The sequence below is a fragment of the Ruania zhangjianzhongii genome, assembly GCF_008000995.1.
Classification (GTDB): Bacteria; Actinomycetota; Actinomycetes; order Actinomycetales; family Beutenbergiaceae; genus Ruania; species Ruania zhangjianzhongii.
In genome coordinates this window covers 1356949-1376010 of the sequence record NZ_CP042828.1, presented here as the reverse complement: position 1 = coordinate 1376010, position 19062 = coordinate 1356949, and the positions used below count along the sequence as shown (strand labels likewise).

Here is a 19062-nt window from a genome sequence, read left to right as displayed (position 1 = left end):
TATAGTCATAGTATTGAGTTGCTCATAAATGGACTAGACTGTCCCTATGTCCTTCGCACCCGCCGAACTGTTGCGCAATGCCAACCTTCGGGTCACGGCACCGCGCCTGGCAGTACTCGCCGAGGTCGAGGCTCACCCCCACTCGACGGCCGAGACGATCCTTGAAGCGGTCCGTGGACGGTTAGGGACCGTGACGGTCCAGTCGGTCTACTACATCCTGAACGCGCTCACCAATGCGCACATCCTGCGTCGGATCGAGCCGGACGGCTCGCCCGGCCGCTTCGAGCTGCTCCGCGACGACAACCACCACCATGTCGTGTGCCGAACCTGCGGCGACGTCAACGACGTTGCCTGCACGGTGGGCCATGCCCCGTGCCTGACCGCCAGTGATGACCACGGCTACGTCATCGACGCCGCCGAGGTCATCTTCTGGGGTACGTGCCGATCGTGCGCCACGCAATCTACCCAGACCCAACCAACGTCCTGACACACGGAGGAGCCCCTATGACTACCGACAACACCCAGCCCATGACCACCGCCGCCGGCGCACCGGTCTGGGACAACGACAATGCCGTGACGGCCGGGCCCCGTGGGCCGATGCTGCTGCAGGACGTCTGGTTCCTGGAGAAGCTGGCGCACTTCGACCGCGAGGTCATCCCCGAGCGTCGCATGCACGCCAAGGGGTCGGGCGCCTGGGGCACCTTCACCGTCACCCATGACATCACCCAGCACTCCCGCGCGGCGATCTTCTCCGAAGTCGGCAAACAGACCGAGATGTTCGCTCGCTTCTCCACCGTTGCCGGTGAGCGTGGTGCGGCCGATGCCGAGCGCGATATCCGCGGCTTCGCCCTTCGCTTCTTCACCGAAGAGGGAAACTGGGACATGGTCGGCAACAACACCCCGGTCTTCTTCCTCCGGGACGCCCACCACTTCCCAGACCTCAACCGCGCTGTGAAGCGGGACCCGCGCACCAACCTGCGCTCGGCGGAGAACAACTGGGACTTCTGGACCAACCTGCCCGAGGCCCTGCACCAGGTCACCTACGTCATGGGTGACCGCGGCATCCCGGCCAGCTACCGGCACATGCACGGCTTCAGCTCCCACGCGTACTCGATGATCAACGCGGAGGGCGAGCGCGTCTATGTCATGATGCACTTCAAGACTCAGCAGGGCATCAAGAACCTGACCGACGCCGAGGCCGCAGCCGTCGTCGCCGAGGACCGCGAGTCCGCCCAGCGCGACCTGTACGAGGCCATCGAGCGGAGCGACTTCCCCAAGTGGACGATGTACATCCAGGTGATGACACCGGAACAGGCCGACTCTCACCGGGTCAATCCCTTCGACCTCACCAAGATCTGGTCGCAGCAGGAGTTCCCGCTCATCCAGGTCGGCGAGTTCGAGCTCAACCGCAACCCGGAGAACTACTTCCAGGACGTCGAGCAGGTCGCCTTCACCCCGGCGAACGTCGTGCCCGGTATCGGCTTCTCTCCCGACAAGATGCTGCAGGGACGGCTGTTCTCCTACGGTGATGCCGCCCGCTACCGCCTGGGTGTCAACCACCACCAGATCCCGGTGAACTACCCGCGCGGCGCCAAGATGGTCAACACCTACCACCGCGATGGTCAGGGCCGGATGGACGGCAACCAGGGCTCGACGCCCGGCTACACACCCAACTCCTACTCCCGCTTCGAGGCTGACCCTTCCTACCGGGAGCCAGGCGTTGCGGTTGGCGGCTATGCGGACCGGTTCAACTTCCGCGAGGACGACGACAACTACTTCGAGCAGCCCGGCAACCTCTTCCGACTGATGAGCCCGGAAGAGCAGCGCCGTCTGTTTGCCAACACCGCCCGCGCGATCCAGGGCGCATCCGAGGCAACGGTCGAGCGGCACATCGCCAACGCCACGCAGGCCGACCCGGCCTACGGTGCCGGTGTACGCCGCGCGATCGACGCTCTTGCCGCCGGCACGCTCGACGACACCGAGCCCAACCCGGACAACGACGCTACCAACGCCTGACGTCCTCAGGCCCTAGCGCCACGCAACAGCGGAGCCCGGACGACCGTGGTCGTCCGGGCTCCGTCCTGTGTGCCACGTCCTCGGCCTACGCCAAGGCGCGCCGTCACCTCCGAACTACTCGAGCAGGTGCCCCCGCCCGAACATCTCCGCGGCTGCCCGAGCACTCGGGGTGCCGGCATCGAGGTCTGCTCCAGCAGCCAGCAGCACCGTGACCACCTCGTCCTCGCCCTTGAACAACGCACCCGCGATCGGTGACTGGCCGCGGTTGTTGCACAGATCGACATCGGCTCCACGCTCGAGGAGGGCACGCACCGTCTCGGGATGCCCACGATAGGCAGCCAGCATCAGCGCAGTGTTGCCCTCCCCGTCCTGGGAGTCGACCGGCAGTCCATGGTCGACGAACTCCAGCAACTCTGCCGTGCGCCCCTCCCGCGCGAGGTCCATCGCCATCGCCACGATCTTGACGGTCTGCTCCTCGGACAACGGCTCCATCGACTCATGGTACGCACTGGTTCTGCTGTTCTCGCTGGTGATGTCAACGCCACCACCGTCGAGATCCTGCGCGATCTGGTCATCCACCCAGATCACGACTACCAGCCGCAACAGCCCAGACGACGAATGGCCCGAGCCCACGATCGTGGGTTCGGGCCATTCCGATGTCCTGCGACATCACGCTGTGGAGGTGGCGGGAATCGAACCCGCGTCCGACGGAGTGGAACCAGGGCTTCTCCGGGTGCAGTCCGCTAGCAGAGTTTCTCAGCCCCAGCGATCACGCGAACAAGTCGCTGACGGGCTCAGTCACCTCTTAGGTGTTCACGCAGCCCAAGTGACCCGGACTACGCGCAGTGGCTCTCTGGATGACGCCAGGAACCGGGTCGAGAGCTACCCCGGGCTGACGGACTTCTGCGCTCGCTCAGGCGGCGAGGGCGAAGTCGGTGCGCTTGGAATCGGCACCTATTGGTTTGCAAGGAGCGTTGACGAGATGACCTTGCATCCTCGACCCGCTTCTCCTGGAACGACGACCGTCGTCGAAACCGATCACCCCCCTGTTGAGTTGTCAATCACCGGGCGAGCCCGGCAACTGTCATTCTACCGGGTCCAACCGCAGGGAGCCCACGTTTATTTCCTCCCCCGACGGCGCAGCCTCCTCGGCCAGCCGGCTCACCTCTTCTTCTTGTCCAGCAGGAGGGCCAGCCCGATGCCGAGCAGGAAGATGTCCTTGGCCATCGCGGTGCCCTGCTGGCTGGGACGCACACCGTCGGACTCGGTCATGCCCGGGGTGCGCAGGTACACCCAGACCAGCGCACTGGCGAACGCGGTCAGGCCGAGGCCGGCGAGCTTGGTGGGCACGATCGGGGTGAGCAGCGCAGTACCGAGCGCCATCTCACCGGCTGCGAGGTACTTGCCGAACTCCTCCGGGGAGAGCTGCTCCAGCTGCGGGATCGCGTTGACCGCCATCTGCTGCAGCCCCTTGGCGCCCTCCTCGTCCAGGCCGAGCTTGCTGTAACCGGAGTTCAAGATGAAGGCCCCCGAAACGAGCCGGAGGGGAAGTCGGTGCAGGGCGAAAGCCATCATGTGCTCCTTGTGATCGAGTCCGGTGCGGGTCCAATCTACCTACATCGCGCTCGCCCTCGCTCGCTGGGCCGTCGGCTCCCTGACGGTAGCCGGAGCAGCGGCTCACCAGCCGCCGCCTCCACCACCGCCCACTCCCCCGCCGACGGAACCGCCGGAGAAGCCGGACCCCCCGGACGCCACGGTGGTGAGACCGCCGCCGCTGGTGAACTCGGTGAAGCCGTCGAACCCACCGGTGCTCCAGAACGCTGCCGTGCCGACGTACCAGGTGGGGGTGGCCACCGGGTATCCCTGGGCCGCTGCGTCCGCGAACACCGTGGTCCAGTGCTTCGCTGCGCCGAACGCGATCGCATACGGCAGATAGCGGGAGAAGATGTCGTTCTCCTCCTCGAACTTCAGCTGGTTCACCTCGGCGGTCTCCAGGTACTTCTTGAAGCCGAGGGTCTGCGCCAGCACCGCGGTGCCCGCGGCCGTGCGCGCCGGCGCTGCCAGGGCAGCGAACATCACCACGATGCCCACCAACGCGACCGCCACGCCCACGACGCCGAGGCCGAGGGTCAGGCCGAGCAGGAAGGTCAGTGCGATCCCGAGCAGCAGTGCGACCGCCCCCCAGCTGGCCCAACGGCGGCGCACCCGCTGCGGCGAGGCGGTGAACCACTTGCGCTCCATCACCCGGTCGTAGAGCTCTGCCTGGACCTGGGACATCGACTCTGCCAGGGACTTGCCCGCAGTCTTCATCTCCACCTGCGGCTCACTCCCCGGGAACAGCGCCCGCAGCACCGTCTCCTCGAACGGAGCCAGCCCGGTCCAGTCCGACCGCTCGGGGTCGGTCGACCGGCGCAGGTCCCACTCCTTGGCGGCGCCGTCCTTCTCCGGCTCCCGCTCGACGATGGTGAGGTAGCCGCGCACGGCCAGGTCGACGATCGTGGCGGTCACGTCATGGGTGTTGGCCACTTCGTCCAACAGCGTCCCCGCAACCCCAGGGCGCACCCCCTCAGGTGGGGTGAACTGGACAGCCACGGGACGCCGTCGTGCCGGACCAGTCTGTTCCGCGGCAGGTGAGGTGGGAAACAGACCGGGGGTGAGGCCCAGGTAGGCACGGTCACGGCCGCGCGTCCGCGCACGCCAGATCGCCCCACCCCCGCCGATCAGGGCGATCAGCGCCGCAACGATGCCCGCCGGGCCGGCCCAGCCCATGAACGAACCCCAGGTGGTCCGCTCCACCAGGATCGGCTCCACCCCGGCGAACGTCTCCGGGGGGAAGGCCGCCACGATGCTCATCCCCTCCCCGTCGTCCAGCTGCTGCTGGCCGAAGGTGGCCACCGGGCCGCTCGCGGCGTGCTGCTCACAGCTGCGCCCGCTCCCTACTCCGCCGGTGAAGCATGCGACGTCGAGCACATCTGCCGGACCAGCGAGGGAGACCGTCACGTTCTGCAGCGGAACGTCCCAGCCGGAGCCGACGACGTTCCAGTAGATCTCGTCGGTGCCGTCCGCGCCCACCCCGGGGGTGGGGATACCGGTCACGGTGTAGCTCACCCGGTAGTGCTGCACTCCCTCGACGTCGACGTCCTCGTCGCCGATGTAGACGGCCAGCCCGCCGCTTTCCTCCTCCTCGCGCACGTCCGCTGGTGCGCCGCTGGGTGAGTTGGCGGTGATATCGGAGTACTCCAGCACCCGGTAGTGGTCCGGGTCGCCCTCGATCTCCTGTCGGGTGACGAAGGTCAGGTACGGCCCGTGGCCCTCCTCGTCGCCGAAGTCGAAGTCGAAGTCCAGCTGCACCTGCACTGTGCCGTCGGCATCGGCCTGGGCCTGGACGTCGTAGCGGGTGATCGCCCAGTCGTCGGCATCGGCGTGCGCCGGCGGTGCCCCTGCCACCTGCAGCACCAGTGCCACACCGGTCAGCAGACCCAGTGCGAGCAGCGTTCTCCCCAGGATTCTCAGCCGTTGCATGTCCTCATCGTAGAGAGCCCACGGGCTGCTCTACCTCCCCCGCGCGGACGATCCTGGTCACGATCTGCTCCGCGGTGCGAGGGACGTCAGCGGTGCTGGCGCAGGCTCATCGCTCGCTGCGCCTCGCGCAGATCCTGCTTCTCCCGGAGCGCCTGCCGCTTGTCCCACTCCTGCTTGCCTCGGGCCAGCGCAATCTGCACCTTCGCCCGCCCACCGCGGAAGTACAGCTCCAGCGGCACCACGGTGTGGCCCTTCTCCCGGCTCTGGGACGCGAGCTTCGCGATCTGCTCCCGGTGCAGCAACAACTTGCGCCGACGCCGCGGCAGGTGGTTGGTCCAGGTGCCTTCGGTGTACTCGGGGATGTGCACGTTCTCCAGCCACACCTCACCGCGGTCCACGTTCACCCAGCCGTCCACCAGGGACGCTCTGCCGGCGCGCAGCGACTTCACCTCGGTCCCGGTGAGTGCCAGACCGGCCTCGTAGGTGGCATCGATGTGGTAATCGTGGCGTGCCCTCTTGTTCCGCGCCACCACGGTCTTGACCTCGCGCGGATCAACGGCAGCGTCTTTCTTGTTCTTCTTCTTCGCGCCCTTGGCCGCGTTACTCATCGCCCTGTCGTCTCCTCATCGCTGCTGCTGACCTGCAGCGGTACCAGCCTAGGCCCCCGCACCGGCTCCACCCCAGCCGAATTCGGCTCGTCGCTATCGGATAGCGACGAGCCCGCGGGCACGCTCACGATAGAACGTCAGGGGGTCGGCCGTCAGACGCTCCCGGACAGCGACCGCTCGATCCACCTCGTCGGTGATCACGCCGTCCGCACCACGGGCCATGTGATCACTGAGCAGACCGACCTCGTTGACCGTCCAGGTGTAGAGATCGCGACCCTGCCGGTGCGCCTCGTTGAGCATGCGGTCGTGGACGGACCAGTCCTCGATCACCACGGCATCGGTACTGGCGGTGGGGAGGTTCCCGATCTGAAAACCGACGACGTAGGCTGTCGGCCGGTCCGGATCGAGCCGGGAGATCTCCTCGATGAAGTCTCGGTCGAGCGACTGGATCATGTGGGTGCGGTCCGGGTCGAGCCGGTCGAGCTCGGCAACGACCCGGCGCGCGAACTCTGGCTGCTCGTGACCGTGCGGCTTCACCTCCACCAGCAAACGGACACCCCGAGCGTCGGCCTCGCGGACGAACTCGGCGAGCGTCGGAACTGGTGCGGTGTGTCCGCCCTGCCGCAGGGTCAGTGCGGTGACCTCGTCTTCGGTGAGCTCGTACACGGCGCGGTCCACGCCCGCGAGCCGACGCAGGCCGACATCGTGCATGACCACGAAGCCACCGTCGCGAGTCTCCTGGATATCCATCTCGACCATGTCTGCTCCGGCGTTGTCGGCGGCATGCAGTCCCGCAAGGCTGTTCTCCACAGCGCGTGCCGGATAACCACGGTGACCGATGATCTCCGGTGACGTCTGCGCTGCCGCCGCGGCGCCGTTGATCGCGGCAACCACCTGGGGTGTAGCGCTCAGTACGGCCACGACGAGCACCGCACCCGATACCGCTCGGGTGCGGTGGCCGGAGGGAGAGCTCGAGGGAACCTCGATCGGACGGTCCGCGCTGGCCCGAACGGAGGCGACGAAGGAGAACGCGAGGAACGCGGCCGCGAAGCCAGCGACGAGGAACTGGGCCAGCTCCAGCAGCCCCAGCACCACCCCGGCCGCGGTGTGGCTTCGAGCCCAAGCGACCGGCGCCAGTCCCAGCCCGCCCAGCAGCACGAGGATGATCCACGCCAGGAGCGACGTCGCCAGCATGACCAGTCCGAAGCCGATCAGCGCCCGCCACCGAGTCAGGCGCAGACTGCGCCCCAGCGCGGGAACGATCCTGTCCTCGAAGCCGGAGATGATGGCGGGGAAGAGCAGGAAGCGCAGCATGGCGTACACCACCGCGCCCATCACCAGGAGGTAGAGGACGGTGCCGGAAGGGGTCTTCAGCAGCTCACCGCTGATGAACTTCGGGATCGCGACGTGCTCGGTCAGGAACGAGGAGAAGCCGACCTCGGAGATCGGCAGCAGCACGGTCAGGTACGGGATGAGGAGCAGACCCTGCCAGCCGGCCATCTTGCGTGCGGTCGCTCTCGATCGACGCAGGACACTGGTGAAGGTGACCCGTTCGCCCTCCAGCGTGAGGTGTCCGATCACCGCGAACAGTGTCACTTCGGCGAGCACGAGAACCGTGGCTGTCACCGCCACTACCACCAGGACGAGGATCGCCAGTGGCGAGGTGAGCACGGTCGCGGCGGTGTACTGATTCACACCGCCGAGATCTAGCTGCCGCAGGGTCGCGTGCACCAGCGCGAGAAGGAACGGCATCGACCACACCAGCGTTCCTTGGACGCAGACCATCCCCACCAGGACCGCGAACCAACGGGCGCGAAGCATCCCGGCCGCGCTGCGCACCGACCGCCAGGTGGCGACAGACGTGCCGCGAGCGGTGACTGCACTCATCGCACCAGGCTAGGGACGATCGCAAGGTCATTCAGCAACTGGCGGTAGGGCGCCTCGGTGACGAGATTGGCCGACAGGTCAGAAGCCGGGAAGGCCCATCGGGTCGATCGTGGAGCCGTTGCGCCACACCTCGAAGTGCACGTGGCAGCCGGTGACCATCCCGGTCGCGCCGGTGTAGCCGATCGTCTGCCCCTGGGAGACGCTCTGCCCGGTGGAGACCGCGAACCGGGACAGGTGGTTGTACACGGTCACGTAGGTGTTGCCGCTGATCGTGCCGTGGTTGATCATCACCTGGTTGCCGTGGGTGCCGTTCGGGGCGGGCCGCACAGCGGAGATCGTGCCTGCCGCCGAGGCGCCCTGCGCCTGCCCGCAGGCCGACCCGAGGTCGACCCCCTGGTGCATGTAGTAGCCGCCGGTGATCGGGTACCAGCGCATCCCGTACGGCGAGGTGACGCGCAGTCCGCTGATCGGCGGGATCAGGGACGAGCTGCCACCGCTGCTGCCGGAGGACCCGGACGAACCGGAGGAACCCGAGGAGCCGGTGTCCCGGTCGCCACGCGAGCTCTGCGCCTGCTGTTGCGCCTGCCGGCGCGCCTCAGCCTGGCGGCGCCGCTCCGCCTCGCGCTCGCGCCGGTCGATCTCGGCGATCTCGTCGGCGATACGGTCGTTGTCCTCTTCGATCTCACCGATCTGGTCCCGGTACTGCGTGCGCAGGTCTTGCAGCTCAGACTTGCGCGCCTGCTGCTGCTGCTGCAGCTGCTGGATCTCGGCGAGCAGGTCGGCGGCGTGCTGGCGAGCCTCCTCGGCCCGGACCACCGCGGCATCGGCCTCTTCCTTGAGCTCGTTGACCCGCTCCTCGACCGCATCCAGGCGGGCCTGGCGATTCCGGTTGACGGCCATCAGGGACTCCATGTCCGTGAGGGCCTGGTTCTGGCTGCGCATCGCGGAGTTCATCACCGAGTACTGGTCCACGAAGTCCTCGGCGGAGGTGGCCTCCAGGACGACCGAGAGCGTGGAGGCCTGCTGGCCGCCGCGGTAGGCGGATCGGGCCACTTCGCCCATCGCCGTCTCGGTGTGCGCGATCTCCGACTCCGACTCGGCGATCTGATCCTCGAGGTCTGCACGCTGCGCCTGGGCCACCTCGAGGCGGTTCTGCACCGCTTCGGCTTCCCGCTGCGCGGCCGCCAGCTCGTCGTTGGCAGCGGCCAGCTCGGTCTCGGCCACCGGCAGGCGCCGCTCGATGTCGTCCAGCTCCAGATAGACGTCCGCCAGCTCGGAGTTGGTGCCCTCGAGCTGTGCGGACAGCTCCTCGCGCTCGGCCTCGTTCTGCTCCTGCTGCTGCTCCAGGTCGTCGCGGTTGTCCGCGCTGGCGCTGGGCAGCCCGACCAGCAGCGCGGAGACAGCGAGCAGCGCCACGGCCAGAACGCGGGCACGGATCCCGGCGGTCGTCGAGGACAGTCGCATCGTTCTCACACCTTCGTGTATCGGCTGAGGCTGACCAGGGAGCTGATCGCGGCAAGCACGATCCCTATACCGAGCAGAATCGGCGCCACCAGAAGCACATCGGAGGTATCCACGAAATTCACCCAGCGCACCGAGCCGGCCAGCCAGTCTTCGATGACATACCTCACCCCCAGCCACAGTCCCCCGCCTGCGAGCACAGCGCCGAGCAGGGCGGCAAGCGCACCCTCGAGCATGAACGGCAGCTGGATGAAGAAGTTCGAGGCACCCACCAGCCGCATGATCGAGGTCTCCCGGCGCCGGCTCATCGCGGAGAGCCGGATCGTGGTGGTGATCAGCATGACGGCGGTGATCGTCATCAGACCGGCCAGTCCCGCGGCGAGCATCGTCGACCGGTTCAGGATGAGGAAGAGCGGCTCGAGGATGGCACGCTGGTCCGTCACGTACTCCACCCCGGGGCGGCCGGTGACCTCATCGGCCACCACCTGGTACATCTCCGGGTCCACCAGAGACACCCGCAGGGACATCTGCATCTGCTCGGCCGTGATCGACTGCGCCCACTCCTGGTCACCGAACTGCTCCAGGTAGGCCTCGTACGCCTGGTCCTTGGTCTCGACGTACACCTCGTCGACGTAGTCGCTGAGCGCATCCGAGGTGAGCAGCGTCTGCAGCTCGGCCACCTGGTCCTCAGTGGCCTCTCCGTTGGCACAGTTGGGCACGCTGGAGCTTTCCGGGCAGAGGAAGATCGACACCTCGACCCGGTCGTACCAGTCGTCCTTCATGTTCGAGATCTGCATCTGCAGCAAGATCGCGGCGCCGACGAACGCCAGCGAGATGAACGTGACCAGCACCACCGACGCGGCCATGGCGATGTTCCGGCGCAGACCGTTGCCGATCTGGGAGAGGACGAAGCGTGCTCGCATGATCAGCCCCCTTACCGCGCCGCGCCGTAGACGCCGCGGTCCTGGTCACGCACCATCTGCCCGTCCACCAGCTCCACCACGCGCTTGCGCATCTGGTCGACGATCTCGTCGTCGTGGGTGGCCATCACGATCGTGGTGCCAGTCCGGTTGATCCGGTCCAGCAGTCGCATGATGCCCACCGAAGTGGTCGGGTCCAAGTTGCCGGTCGGCTCGTCGGCGAGCACGATCGCCGGCCGGTTCACGAATGCACGGGCGATCGCGACCCGCTGCTGCTCACCGCCGGAGAGCTCGTGCGGCAGCCGCTTCTCCTTGCCGGCCAGCCCCACCATCTCCAAGGTCTCCGGCACGGTGGTCATCACCTGGTGCCGCGGTTTGCCGATCACCTGCATGGCGATCGCCACGTTGTCGAAGACCGACTTGTTGTGCAGCAGCCGGAAATCCTGGAACACGCAGCCGATCTGGCGGCGCAGGTGCGGCACCTTCCAGGTGGAGACGTGCGCCAGATCGCGGCCGGCCACGAACACAGACCCGGAGGTGGGCCGTTCCTCGCGCAGCACCAGCCGCAGGAACGTCGACTTGCCCGAACCAGAGGCGCCGACGAGGAAGACGAACTCGCCTCGCTCGACCTCGAGGGACACCTGGTCCAATGCAGGCCGAGCCCCGCGGGCGTAGACCTTGGACACCTTCTTGAACCGAATCACGTGCTGCCTGGCCAGTCTCGGGGATGGGGGAAGGACAAACCCTGGCCACTGGCACCATAAACAGCGATTCGCTCCTGTCTGCTGTGACACGCCGAAGGTGGCCTGGGCAAAGGTGGCGTCCTTCGTACCCTGGATCGCAGAATAGCCCGGATTCTCCGGCCGGTCAGCGCCATCGAGGCGGATCTGCCTCGCTCGCGTGCCAGGGTGCACGAAAGGCCCGGCCGAGCGGGCAGCACCAGCAGCGCCAACCCGCGCGAGCGGGCCGGGAGAGACGACTACTCGCCGTCGACCTCCTGCTGCTTACGCCAGCGGATGCCGGCATCGATGAAGTCCTCGATCTCGCCGTCGAAGATCGCCGCGGTGTTGCCGGACTCGTGTTCGGTGCGCAGATCCTTGACCATCTGGTACGGCTGCAGCACGTAGGAGCGCATCTGGTCACCCCAGGAGGCCTTCACATCGCCGGCGAGGGCCTTCTTCGCAGCGTCCTGCTCCTCCTGGCGCTTGAGCAGCAACCGGGACTGGAGCACGCGCAGGGCAGCGGCGCGGTTCTGGATCTGGGACTTCTCGTTCTGCATCGAGACGACGATCCCGGTGGGCAGGTGCGTCATCCGGACGGCGGAGTCCGTGGTGTTCACGCTCTGCCCGCCGGGGCCGGAGGAGCGGAACACGTCCACCTTGATATCCGCCTCCGGGATCTCGATCGAGTCGGTCTGCTCGATCAACGGAACTACTTCCACTGCGGCGAACGAGGTCTGCCGGCGGCCCTGGTTGTCGAACGGCGAGATGCGCACCAGCCGGTGGGTGCCTGCCTCCACGGAGAGGACGCCGAAGGCGTACGGCGCCTTGATCTCGAAGGTCGCGGACTTCAGGCCGGCCTCCTCCGCGTAGGAGGTGTCCAGCACAGCAGTGCCGTAACCGTTGCGCTCGGCCCAGCGCAGGTACATCCGCATCAGCATCTCGGCGAAGTCTGCGGCGTCCACACCGCCGGCACCGGCCCGGATGGTCACCACGGCCTCCCGCTGGTCGTACTCACCGGAGAGCAGCGTGCGGACCTCCAGCTCGGACAGCGCCTTGCGGATCGAGGTGAGCTCGTTGCCCGCTTCCTGAAGGGTGTCCTCGTCGTCCTCCTCGTGTGCGAGCTCCACCAGAGCCCCGAGGTCCTCGATCCGAGCGGCCAGCCTCTCCAGTCGCTCCAGATCGTGCTGGGCGTGGGAGAGCTTGCTGGTGACCTGCTGGGCGGAGTCCGGGTCGTCCCAGAGGTCCGGTGCGGCCGCCTGCTCGGACAGCTCCGCGATCCGGGCCCTCAGCTCATCTGGGTCAGTGACCGCGGTGATCTGGTCCAGGGTATGCCGGAGATTCTGGATCTCCTCGGAGAAGTCGATAGCCACAGTTGGCAAGGGTACGCGACGTCACCGCCGGCCCTGGTCGTCGGCCGATGAGCAGCTCAGCGCAGCCGGCGCGCCACGATCCGCCGGTACTGGCCGAGCAGGGACCGCACGGCGGCCGGAATGCGTTCGTCACCGGGGATGGCCAGCGACGCGAACGAGAACGGCAGGTTCGAGCTGGCCACCGTGCGGTGGTGGGAGAAGGTGTCGAACCCGAACTTGCCGTGATACTGCCCCATCCCCGAACCGCCGACCCCGCCGAACGGCAGCCCGGGCAGCGACTGGGACAGTGCCCAGTCGTTGCGTGCCACCCCACCGGAGCGGGTGCGGGACACGAACCGCCGGTAGTCGGCATCGTCCGGGCCGTACCAGGTGGCCACCAGCGGGGCGGGCTGCTCGGCCAAAGAGTCGATCACCTCGTCCACATCGGTGTAGGAGTGCACGGCCAGTACCGGCCCGAAGACCTCCTCGGAGGAAATGGTCATCTCCTCGGTGACCCCGAGCACCACGGTCGGTGGCAGGATCCGCGCCGCCCGCAGCGCTTCCTGCCCGGACTCGTCCGAGCGCACCGAAGACAGCACCTGGGCACCTTTGGACTCGGCATCCTCGAGCAGCGCGGAGATCCGCTCGTAGGCGTCGTCGTCGATCAAGGTGGTGACGTCGTCGGCAGCGAACATCTCCGGCATCACCTCGCCCCAGGTCGCGAACACGTCCTGGACGAACGCCCGGGTGGCCGAGCTGGGTACGTGCACCACGTCCGGGGAGATGCACACCTGCCCGGAGTTCACCACCCGCGCCTGCGCCACCCGTTCGGCCGCGCGGCGCAGCACCGAGCGCTTCTCGGCGGCGACCGGCGAGACCACCACCGGGTTCTTCCCGCCGAGCTCGAGGGTGACCGGGGTGAGGCGCTTCGCCGCCGCGGCCATCACCGCCGAGCCGGTCCGAGCGGACCCGGTGAAGAACAGGTGGTCCAGGTTCAACGAGGCGAATTCGCGGGAGACGCTCACGTCCCCGGTCAACACGGCCATCTCCTCGACGTCGAATGCGTCGTGCACGGCGTTGGCGAACACCTCCGAGGTGAGCGGCAGGTGCTCGGGCATCTTGATCATCACTCGGTTGCCGGCTGCGAGCGCGGACACCGCCGGGATCGCGGTGAGATTCAGCGGGAAGTTCCAGATGCCCATCACCCCCACCACACCGAGTGGTGAGGGGTGCACGGCGGCGTCCAGACCGCCGGCTCGAGCCGCCAGCGATCCGACTCGACCCCAGGGGCGATAGGGGCGCATCCAGGCGGCCACTCGGGCGCGAGCATGCTCCGCCTCGATCGCGAACGTGGCCAGGTCGGTGACCAGGGTCGTGACCGGGGACCGGTGGCCGAAGTCGGTGGAGATCGCCTCCACCAGCTCGTCGGTGCGGGCGACGACGGCGCTGGTGAACCTGTCGATGCGGTCCCGCCGGACGCCGGCCGACGGGGGTCCGTCGCGGTGGAAGGCGGATCGCTGCAGGTGCAGAACCTCCGACATCGGGGTCGAGGTGGTGGTGGCGCTCATCCCTCCACTGTGCCCCTTTCCCACCGCTCGCGCCAACATCGGCGCCGGCGCACGCGGGCGTACGTACCGCACTGCGGGCAGGGAGGCAAAGTTGAATGGACACCGAACGCGTGTCATGGTTCGGAACTGCCATGGGCTGCAGCCGCCTGCCCCTAGGCGCGTCATCAACGGACCGCAGGCGAATCCCAAGGATTCGCCGCTTTCTGGTCAAGAGTGGGACAGCCACTGACCAAGTTCGCATCAGGTGAGTGCCAAGAGGCCTGCACACCCAGAGCACCCCGTGAGCGCCCCGGTTCGGCAGCGGTCGAGGCCGGCGCGTCCGCAGCGCCCGGACCACGCCGCACCCGCTTTCGTGCTGTCCAGGCGCCCTCGCGAGAGAAGAATCCCCCGACAAAAGGAAAGTGTTCGTGGCTCACCCGTCTACGACCGCGCTCGGCGCGGTCACGGTCGTTCTCATCTTGCTGTTGTTCTACGGCGGGACGTTCCTCATCTCCACCCGGATCGGGAAGAAGCAGGAGAATGCCGACGGCTACATGACCGCCGGCAACAAGATCGGCTTCGGGGTCTCGGCGGCGAGCATGACGGCGACCTGGATCTGGGCCTCGTCGATGTACGCCTCGGCCACCTCCGGCTACACCTACGGCATCTCCGGCCCGATCCACTACGGGCTGTGGGGCGCGCTGATGATCCTGTTCATCTACCCGTTCGGCAAGCGCATCCGCGCGGTGGCACCACGAGCACACACGCTCGCCGAAGTGATGTTCGCCCGGCACGGCCGGTCCAGCCAGCTGATGCTGGCCGGATCGAACGTAGTGGGCTCGGTGATCAGCCTGATGTCCAACTTCATCGCCGGTGGTGCGCTGGTCGCCCTACTCTCCCCGTTCACCTTCCTCCAGGGCGTATTCGTGGTTGCCGGCGGGGTGCTGCTCTACACGCTGTGGTCGGGCTTTCGGGCCTCGGTGCTCACCGACTTCGTCCAGGTGGTCGCGATGCTCGGCGCCGTAGCGGTGATCGTGCCGTTCATCTTCTTCGCCGCCGACTTCCCGACGGCGTTCGAGACCGGCGGGGCCAACCTCACCGCCGAGCAAGGCAACTTCTTCTCCAGCGAGGCGTTCCTGCACCAGGGAGCGCCCTATATCGCCGCCGTGCTCGCCTATGCGATCGGCAACCAGACCATTGCCCAGCGGCTGTTCGCCGTCCGCGAGGACCTGATCAAGCGGACCTTCGTCACCGCGACCGTGGGCTACGGCGCCATGGTGATCGGCGTCGGCATGCTCGGCGTGCTCGCGCTCTACCTGGGTGTTGAGCCCACCGGCGGCGACCTGAACAACATCATCCCGCAGATGGCGGCGCAGTACCTGCCACCGGTGCTGCTGGTGCTGTTCTTCGTGATGATCATCGGGGCGTTGTCCTCCACGGCGGACTCGGACCTGGCGGCGCTGTCCTCGATCGTGATGACCGACGTCTACGGGCAGAACGTGGCCGGTAAGGACAAGGCCGACCCGAAGGTGATGTTGCTGGTGGGACGCCTGACGATGATCGTGGCCACCGCCGCGGCCGTGGCGTTCGCCAGCCTGCAGCTGAACATCCTGGACCTGCTCGTATTCGTCGGCGCTCTGTGGGGTGCCCTGGTGTTCCCGGTGATCGCGAGCTTCTACTGGGACAAGGTCACCAACAAGGCCTTCACGATCTCCGTGATCGCCGCGATCGCCTGCTTCCTGCCGGTGCGCTTCGAGCTGATCCCGATGGCCGGTGCGGTCGGGATCGTCGTGGACGTGCTGGCCGTGCTCGGCGTGGGCGTGGTGCTCGGGCTGATGGCCTTCGGCTTCTTCGGCGCCAAGGTGGGCAAGATCGTCGCGGTACTGGGCGTGCTGGCCGCTGCACCATGGGCACTGGGCACGCTGCACGACTACGCCACGTTGAGCGCGTCCCTGGTCGCCTACTCGGTGTCCACGCTGGTGTGCGTGGCACTGTCCTGGCGAAGCACGAGCCGGTTCGACTTCGCCGTGATCGCCCAGCGCGTGGGCGACTTCGATCCGAGCGCGGAGCTGCGCGACGGGGACGAGCCCTCCGACGCGACTGCGGTCCCCGGCCGCTGACCCACTTCCCTGCCAACAAAGGAGCCCGATATGTCCCTCTCCACCGTGCTGCTCACCGCGTACGTGCTGATCTGGCCGGTGCTGGTGGCCGGAGTGCTGTTCGTCATCTGCAAGGCGTTCTTCTCCGAGTGGCGCACCGCCCGCAAGGAAGGCCGCGACCTGGTCTGAGCCGGCCTGCTCTCCGCCGGCCTGGTCTGAGCCGGCCTGTTCTGAGCCGGCCTGGTCTGAGCCGGCCAGTTCTGAGCCGGCCAGTTCTGAGCCGGCCTGGTTCGGCCTACTGTGCCCGGTACGACGGCGCCGCTCACCTGCCCAGGTGAGCGGCGCCGTCGTTGTTCTGCTGGGCAGAAACGACTACCCCCTGGCCATTCCGGAGAACCGGAGCGGCCAGGGGGCAGGTGATCGGCTGGGCCGGGCGGCTCAGATCACCCAGCCGCCGCGACGGTAGGCGGGAGTGCCCAGGGCGAGCACCGCGAGCGCGGCCACCATCGCCCCGACGATCACCACGGACATGCCGAGAGCATTCGCGCCGACCAGACCGACCAGCGGGGCCACCAGCCCGGCGACACCGGACTGGGAGCAGCCGATCAGCGCTGCCGCGGCACCGGCGCGCTCCCCGTGCCGGGTCAGCGCCAGCGCGGAGGCGTTTGGCGGGATCAGCGAGTTGATCGCCAGCATCAGCCAGAGCGGGATGCACAGTCCGATCAGGCCGCCTGCACCGGTCGCCGCCATCACCAGCAGGACGATCGAGGTCAGCACTGAGGCGGGCAGCGCCAGGCGCATGATCCGTACCGGGGCGAACTTGCGCACTAGGGCTGCGTTCACCTGGGCACCGAGCACCAGGCCGAGGCCGTTGACCGCGAACAGGATGGCGAACTGCTGCTCGGTCAGCCCGTAGCCGTCCCGGATCACGAACGGGGAGCCGGAGACGTACGCGAACAGCGCGGCCATCGCCAGACCGGGCAGCAGCGCCAGGGCGAGGAACTGCGGGTCCTTCAGCAGCACCCGGTAGGAGCCGACCACTGCCCGGTTGGACCGGATCCGCTTCTCCGCCGGCAGTGACTCGGGCAAGAACTTCCACACGATCACCGCCAGCACCACCCCGTAGAGCGCGAGGGCGACGAAGACCGCCCGCCAGTCCCATACCGAGGCGATCAGCCCGCCGATCGTCGGGGCGAGCAAGGGAGCGACACCGATCACCAGCATCAACCGGGAGAGCATCGCGGATGCCTCCGCACCGATCAGCCGGTCCCGGATCACCGCGACGGCCACGACGGCCGCTGCCGCGTTACCCATCCCCTGGATGATCCGCAGCGCGATCAGCGGCGCCACTGACGGGGCGAACAGGCACAGCAGGGAGGCGACGATGTGCACGCTCACCCCGACCAGTACCGGCGCCCGGCGTCCGAACCGGTCGGAGAGCGGGCCGATCAGCAACTGGCCGAGTGCACCACCGATCAGCGTGGCGGTGATGGTGAACTGCACCGAGGCCTCACCGGCGGCGAGGTCGACGACCACCTCCGGGAGCGAGGGGAGATACATGTCCGTGGTCAATGCCCCGAGGGCGGCCATCGCGCCGAGGAGGAGGACGAGCTTGACCGTGGAGGATCGCCGGCGCGCCGGGGGTGCCGGTGTCGCAGTGGCTGGAGCGTCAGGGGTGGGGGCCGTGGCGACGGGGGCGTCAGTGGCGACGGGGGCGTCAGTAACGCCCGCAGCGGCGACCACAGCGGAGGTCTCCTCCACCGGGGCACGGTGCGGGGCGCCGTCGACGGCGGACATAGCGGGGCGAACGGAGGCGTCAGTAGTCACAGGGCAGCATTCCGGGGAGCAGGCGGGGCGGGCCGAGGCGGCCGGATGAGACGGGACCGGCGCGCGGGCAGGATAATGGGGGCGCAAAGCGACCCAGGTCCTATTGTGCTCGGTCCATGTGACCACGGTCGAATCGTTTCGTGAACATTCGGTGTGATTCCCGCGACAATCCCGTCCACGCCGCCCCACGACCGAGTTGAATCGACCACGGGACTGAATCGACCATCGGGTTGAATCGAATCAGTCGTTACTTCCTGCAGTGAGTAGTGCTCGCGGGTATCGCCTCACCGGGCCCGGTAACGAACGCCCTCCTGGCGGCCGAGCGACCCTCTCACCTGGCCGCCTGCCCGCCGCTTGGCCACCTGCCCGCCGCCTGGTGGTCAGCGCGATTTAGCAGCCTTCGCCGCCGCTTTCGCCGCCTTCTTCGTGGCGCGGACCTCCACCAGCGACTCGGCGTCACGGACGTCAGCGATCGAGCGACGAGCACCCTCGTCGCCGTACGCGCCCGCCTCCTCACGCCAGCCGGGCGCCCGCACGCCACGCTGCTTGCCCAGCAGCGCGAGAAAGATCTTCGCCTTCTGGTCCCCGAAGCCAGGGAGTGCCTTGAGCCGGCGGAGGATCTCCGCGCCGGTAGGCTCGTCGCGGGTCCACACAGCCGCCGCATCGCCGTCGTACTCACTGACCAGCACCTGACAGAGCGTCTGGATCCGCCCCGCCATCGACCCCGGAAACCGGTGCACAGCGGGCGGAGTGGCACAGAGCGTGGCGAACTCGTCCGGGTCCGCCACGGCGATCCCTTCTGCGCTGAGCTCCCCCATCCGGTCGGCGATCTTGGCCGGCCCGGCGAACGCGGTCTCCATAGCGACCTGCTGGTCGAGCAACATCCCGATCAGTAGCGCGAGCGGGTCGGATGCGAGCAAGCGGTCGGCAGCGTCATCACCGGTCAGCCAGAGCGAGTCTCCCATCGCTCCATGCTGCCACGATCCGGTCGATCGCGGGCCAGCGGTCCAGCACCGACGAGCGACGAGAGCGGCGAGGGATCAGGCGGCAGGAGGTGCTCACGCTCGGACCCTCACCCACCCTCGGTCAAGTGATAGTCAATGA

At 67.7% G+C, this 19062-nt stretch carries 16 protein-coding genes and 1 other RNA gene; 4 read left to right on the top strand and 13 right to left on the bottom strand.

Translation table 11 applies throughout. The annotated features are described in order from the left end of the window. Nucleotides 1–46: 46 nt before the first annotated feature. Both FU260_RS06325 and FU260_RS06320 read left to right on the top strand, forming a co-directional pair. Entirely contained in the window at nt 47–487 is a 441-nt protein-coding gene (locus FU260_RS06325; protein ID WP_147916289.1) for a Fur family transcriptional regulator, read from the top strand. 17 nt (nt 488–504) lie between these two features. Further along, nucleotides 505–2016 (top strand): catalase, encoded by a 1512-nt coding sequence (locus FU260_RS06320; protein ID WP_147916288.1) that lies wholly within the window; start codon nt 505–507, stop codon nt 2014–2016. Between the two features lie 114 nt (nt 2017–2130). Here the strand turns inward: FU260_RS06320 and FU260_RS06315 are convergent, their stop codons facing one another. From FU260_RS06315 to FU260_RS06265, 11 genes are all read right to left on the bottom strand, one after another. Then, nucleotides 2131–2508 carry an ankyrin repeat domain-containing protein gene (locus FU260_RS06315; RefSeq protein ID WP_147916287.1) on the bottom strand — a complete coding sequence of 126 codons (378 nt, stop codon included), beginning with the start codon at nt 2506–2508 and terminating at the stop codon, nt 2131–2133. Nucleotides 2509–2690: 182 nt separating this feature from the next. Next, nucleotides 2691–3062: a transfer-messenger RNA gene (ssrA, locus tag FU260_RS06310) on the bottom strand. Between the two features lie 115 nt (nt 3063–3177). After that, a complete protein-coding gene (locus FU260_RS06305; protein WP_147916286.1) occupies nt 3178–3588 on the bottom strand; it encodes a DoxX family membrane protein in 411 nt (136 codons plus the stop codon). Between the two features lie 105 nt (nt 3589–3693). Beyond that, the gene (locus tag FU260_RS06300; RefSeq protein ID WP_147916285.1) at nt 3694–5538 is read right to left on the bottom strand and encodes a DUF2207 domain-containing protein; all 1845 of its coding nucleotides are present in this window, start codon (nt 5536–5538) and stop codon (nt 3694–3696) included. An 86-nt stretch (nt 5539–5624) separates the two neighbouring features. Next, nucleotides 5625–6146, bottom strand: a complete 522-nt coding sequence (gene smpB / locus FU260_RS06295; protein ID WP_147916284.1) for an SsrA-binding protein SmpB — start codon at nt 6144–6146, stop codon at nt 5625–5627. 93 nt (nt 6147–6239) lie between these two features. After that, entirely contained in the window at nt 6240–8033 is a 1794-nt protein-coding gene (locus FU260_RS06290) for a glycerophosphodiester phosphodiesterase (RefSeq protein WP_147916283.1), read from the bottom strand. Between the two features lie 78 nt (nt 8034–8111). Beyond that, nucleotides 8112–9497: a M23 family metallopeptidase gene (locus FU260_RS06285; protein ID WP_147916282.1), complete on the bottom strand. Its 1386-nt coding sequence runs from the start codon at nt 9495–9497 to the stop codon at nt 8112–8114. Nucleotides 9498–9502: 5 nt separating this feature from the next. Then, nucleotides 9503–10417: a permease-like cell division protein FtsX gene (gene ftsX, locus FU260_RS06280; protein ID WP_147916281.1), complete on the bottom strand. Its 915-nt coding sequence runs from the start codon at nt 10415–10417 to the stop codon at nt 9503–9505. Between the two features lie 11 nt (nt 10418–10428). Next, the gene (gene ftsE, locus FU260_RS06275) at nt 10429–11118 is read right to left on the bottom strand and encodes a cell division ATP-binding protein FtsE (RefSeq protein WP_147916280.1); all 690 of its coding nucleotides are present in this window, start codon (nt 11116–11118) and stop codon (nt 10429–10431) included. A 275-nt stretch (nt 11119–11393) separates the two neighbouring features. Next, on the bottom strand, nt 11394–12506 hold the full coding sequence (gene prfB, locus FU260_RS06270) for a peptide chain release factor 2 (protein WP_147916279.1): 1113 nt from the start codon (nt 12504–12506) through the stop codon (nt 11394–11396). A 56-nt stretch (nt 12507–12562) separates the two neighbouring features. Beyond that, entirely contained in the window at nt 12563–14053 is a 1491-nt protein-coding gene (locus FU260_RS06265) for an aldehyde dehydrogenase family protein (RefSeq protein WP_168211678.1), read from the bottom strand. Nucleotides 14054–14460: 407 nt separating this feature from the next. Here FU260_RS06265 and FU260_RS06260 point away from each other — a divergent pair, with 407 nt between their 5' ends. Both FU260_RS06260 and FU260_RS23520 read left to right on the top strand, forming a co-directional pair. Beyond that, the gene (locus FU260_RS06260; protein WP_147916277.1) at nt 14461–16152 is read left to right on the top strand and encodes a sodium:solute symporter family protein; all 1692 of its coding nucleotides are present in this window, start codon (nt 14461–14463) and stop codon (nt 16150–16152) included. Nucleotides 16153–16182: 30 nt separating this feature from the next. Further along, nucleotides 16183–16320 (top strand): putative transporter small subunit, encoded by a 138-nt coding sequence (locus FU260_RS23520; protein WP_168211677.1) that lies wholly within the window; start codon nt 16183–16185, stop codon nt 16318–16320. A gap of 249 nt (nt 16321–16569) precedes the next feature. Here FU260_RS23520 and FU260_RS06250 read toward each other — a convergent pair whose 3' ends face one another. Both FU260_RS06250 and FU260_RS06245 read right to left on the bottom strand, forming a co-directional pair. Continuing rightward, nucleotides 16570–17958 (bottom strand): multidrug effflux MFS transporter, encoded by a 1389-nt coding sequence (locus tag FU260_RS06250; RefSeq protein ID WP_235912223.1) that lies wholly within the window; start codon nt 17956–17958, stop codon nt 16570–16572. Nucleotides 17959–18338: 380 nt separating this feature from the next. Further along, nucleotides 18339–18923: an HhH-GPD-type base excision DNA repair protein gene (locus FU260_RS06245; protein ID WP_147916276.1), complete on the bottom strand. Its 585-nt coding sequence runs from the start codon at nt 18921–18923 to the stop codon at nt 18339–18341. Nucleotides 18924–19062 lie beyond the last annotated feature (139 nt).